Raw genomic sequence first — 2,192 nt, 5'->3', positions numbered from 1 at the left:
ATTCAGTGACAGGACCGACAAGATTCTCGACCCGCACCGTGCCGGTCGGCAGGACGATGCCGCCGAGTTTTTCGGCCCAGAGTCCGGGATCGGCCTTGACCGAGAAGTCGACCGGCGCCTCAACGCGGTGCGCTTCGAGGATCTGTCTGGCCTTTTCGTTGCCGTAGGTAGTCTTCAGCCTGTCGGAAAACCATTTGGGCGCCTCGTCGGTGGCGGCAAGGGCGGCAGGCAATTCCGTTTCCTTGGCCCGTGCCAGTGTGCGCAGCACGCCATTGACGAGGCCGGAGAACCGCACCGTGCGCGGATCGGACTTGGCATGGGTCACCGCAATGTCGACGGCGGCGCTGTCGGGAATATCGAGGAACAGGATCTGTGCGGCCGCCACATGCAATATGTGCGACAGCGCCGTGGCATTGGGCGGCAGCGGCTTTTCCAGGCGCCGCGCCAAGAGCCCCGATATGGTCATGCGATAGCGCAGCGCGGTGACCAGAATGGCGCGGACAAGGCCGCGATCGCGCAAATCGAGCGCCTTGTATTGCGGGTGGCCGTTCTCGTGATCGGTCAGCCCGTCAAGCGGTGTCCTGGCATCGATGACGGCGGCAAGCAGGCGGGCCGCTGCCTTGCGCGCGGCGAGACCGGCGACGAAGTCGCCGCCGTCCCTGTGTTCCTGATCACCTGAAACCGTGCGTCGAGGTCCTCTGTCCGCCACGCTCACGACCACCGGCCCCTGGGCCCGGTCGGATTGCGACCCCATGGGTTGGATTTGGGCTTGGCGGGCTCCGCCGGCTGCTCGGGCCGTGCTGTCTGATCCCACGGGCCGGATGGCCGCAGTTCGTCCGCCTGGCGTGGCGTTGGGGCCTGGCGCGGTGCAGCCCGGGTTTCGCTGCCGGCCATGTCGCGCGCCATCGCCTGCAAGGCTGCAATGCGGTTCTCAGTGGCGGGGTGGGTGGAGAACAGGCTGTCCATGCGCTCGCCGTGAAGGGGATTGATGATGAAGAGATGCGCGGTCGCGGGATTGCGCTCGGCATCGGGGTTGCGGATGCGTTCGGCGCCGCGGGCGATCTTGTCAAGCGCCGATGCCAGCCAGAGCGGGTGTCCACAGATTTCGGCGCCACGTCGGTCGGCCTCGTATTCGCGGGTGCGGCTGACCGCCATCTGCACGACCATCGCGGCAAAGGGCGCTACGATCATCGCCGCCAGCACGCCGACAAAGCCGAACGGATTGTTGTCGCGATTGCCACTGAAAAAGAAGGCGAAATTGCCGAGCATCGAAATGGCACCGGCAAAGGTGGCGACGATCGTCATGGTCAGCGTGTCGCGGTGCTGCACATGGGCGAGTTCGTGCGCCATGACGGCTGCGACCTCTTCAGGCGTCAGCGCCTGCAACAGGCCGGTGGAGGCAGCGACCGCCGCGTTCTGCGGGTTGCGGCCGGTGGCAAAGGCGTTCGGCTGCGGATTGTCGATCAGGTAGGTCTTCGGCATGGGCAGGCCGGCCTGTTTGGCGAGCGACTGGACGATGGCGTAATATTCGGGCGCGTTCTTCTCGTCGACCTCGACGGCACGGTTCATCGACAGCACCATCTTGTCGGCATTCCAGTAGCTGAACAGATTGGTGCCGGCGGCGATCAGCAGCGCGATCATCATGCCGCCGGTTCCGCCGATCAAAAAGCCGACGCCCATGAACAGCGCGGTCATCGCGGCAAGAAGCATGGCGGTGCGAAGTGTGTTCATCGTCTGCTCCTGTCCAGGTGATAGCGAAAAGGGGTCGATCCGCTTGGTCTCATCGCTATATGATGGGAAACACCAGTTCCCGTTTCAATCCGCTGGAAATATCGCATGAACGACGAAGCCAGTAAAACCGATGCCGAGCTTGCCCATGATGTCGAGCCAAAGGCGCTGACGCCGGAAGCCAGACGTGCGCTCGCGGAAGCCGAAGCAAGGCGTGCAAAGTACCTGGAAAAGGAAGCCTCGGCGCCGAAGGAAATCGGCGGCCGCGGCGGCAAGGAGCCCGGCCGCTACGGCGACTGGGAGGTAAAGGGCCTGACCAGCGATTTCTAGACGCCGCCTAGGCGGCGTTGCGCTGCGGCTCGAGCGCGATCCAGCCACGCTCGTCGACGGTGATGCCCACCATGTCGTAGCCCGCGATCGCGGCGTGTTGCGTTGGCAAGGGGTGCTTGTGCGTGGCGCTGATG

General features: G+C 64.6%; 3 protein-coding genes and 1 pseudogene. 1 reads left to right on the top strand and 3 read right to left on the bottom strand.

Annotated elements, in window-relative coordinates; all coding sequences use genetic code 11:
- Together EN991_RS33410 and htpX are read right to left on the bottom strand one after the other, a co-directional pair.
- Window positions 1-715, bottom strand: a 715-nt coding sequence (locus tag EN991_RS33410) for a transcription antitermination factor NusB (protein ID WP_281058837.1), incomplete at its 3' end; no start/stop codon positions are given.
- The gene (htpX, locus tag EN991_RS33405) at window positions 712-1,731 is read right to left on the bottom strand and encodes a zinc metalloprotease HtpX (RefSeq protein WP_024504208.1); all 1,020 of its coding nucleotides are present in this window, start codon (window positions 1,729-1,731) and stop codon (window positions 712-714) included. The genes htpX and EN991_RS33410, both read right to left, overlap by 4 nt.
- 105 nt (window positions 1,732-1,836) lie before the next feature.
- On the opposite strand from htpX, the gene EN991_RS33400 reads away from it, so the two are divergent.
- Complete coding sequence (locus EN991_RS33400) at window positions 1,837-2,058, top strand: DUF1674 domain-containing protein (RefSeq protein ID WP_013529015.1); 222 nt, start codon at window positions 1,837-1,839, stop codon at window positions 2,056-2,058.
- A gap of 7 nt (window positions 2,059-2,065) precedes the next feature.
- Here the strand turns inward: EN991_RS33400 and EN991_RS41335 are convergent.
- A pseudogene (locus tag EN991_RS41335) lies at window positions 2,066-2,192 on the bottom strand (HAD family hydrolase); the annotation flags it as partial.

The sequence above is a fragment of the Mesorhizobium sp. M7A.F.Ca.US.005.03.2.1 genome (genome assembly GCF_003997795.1).
In the GTDB taxonomy this organism is placed as follows: domain Bacteria; phylum Pseudomonadota; class Alphaproteobacteria; order Rhizobiales; family Rhizobiaceae; genus Mesorhizobium; species Mesorhizobium ciceri.
Note: the sequence above shows the minus strand (reverse complement) of the source record. Positions and strands in the feature narration are given on the sequence as shown.

Coding starts and splice junctions, on each gene's coding strand:
- htpX (WP_024504208.1), bottom strand. CDS start 1,731: ATGAACACACTTCGCACCGCCATGCTTCTTGCCGCGATGACCGCGCTG.
- EN991_RS33400 (WP_013529015.1), top strand. CDS start 1,837: ATGAACGACGAAGCCAGTAAAACCGATGCCGAGCTTGCCCATGATGTC.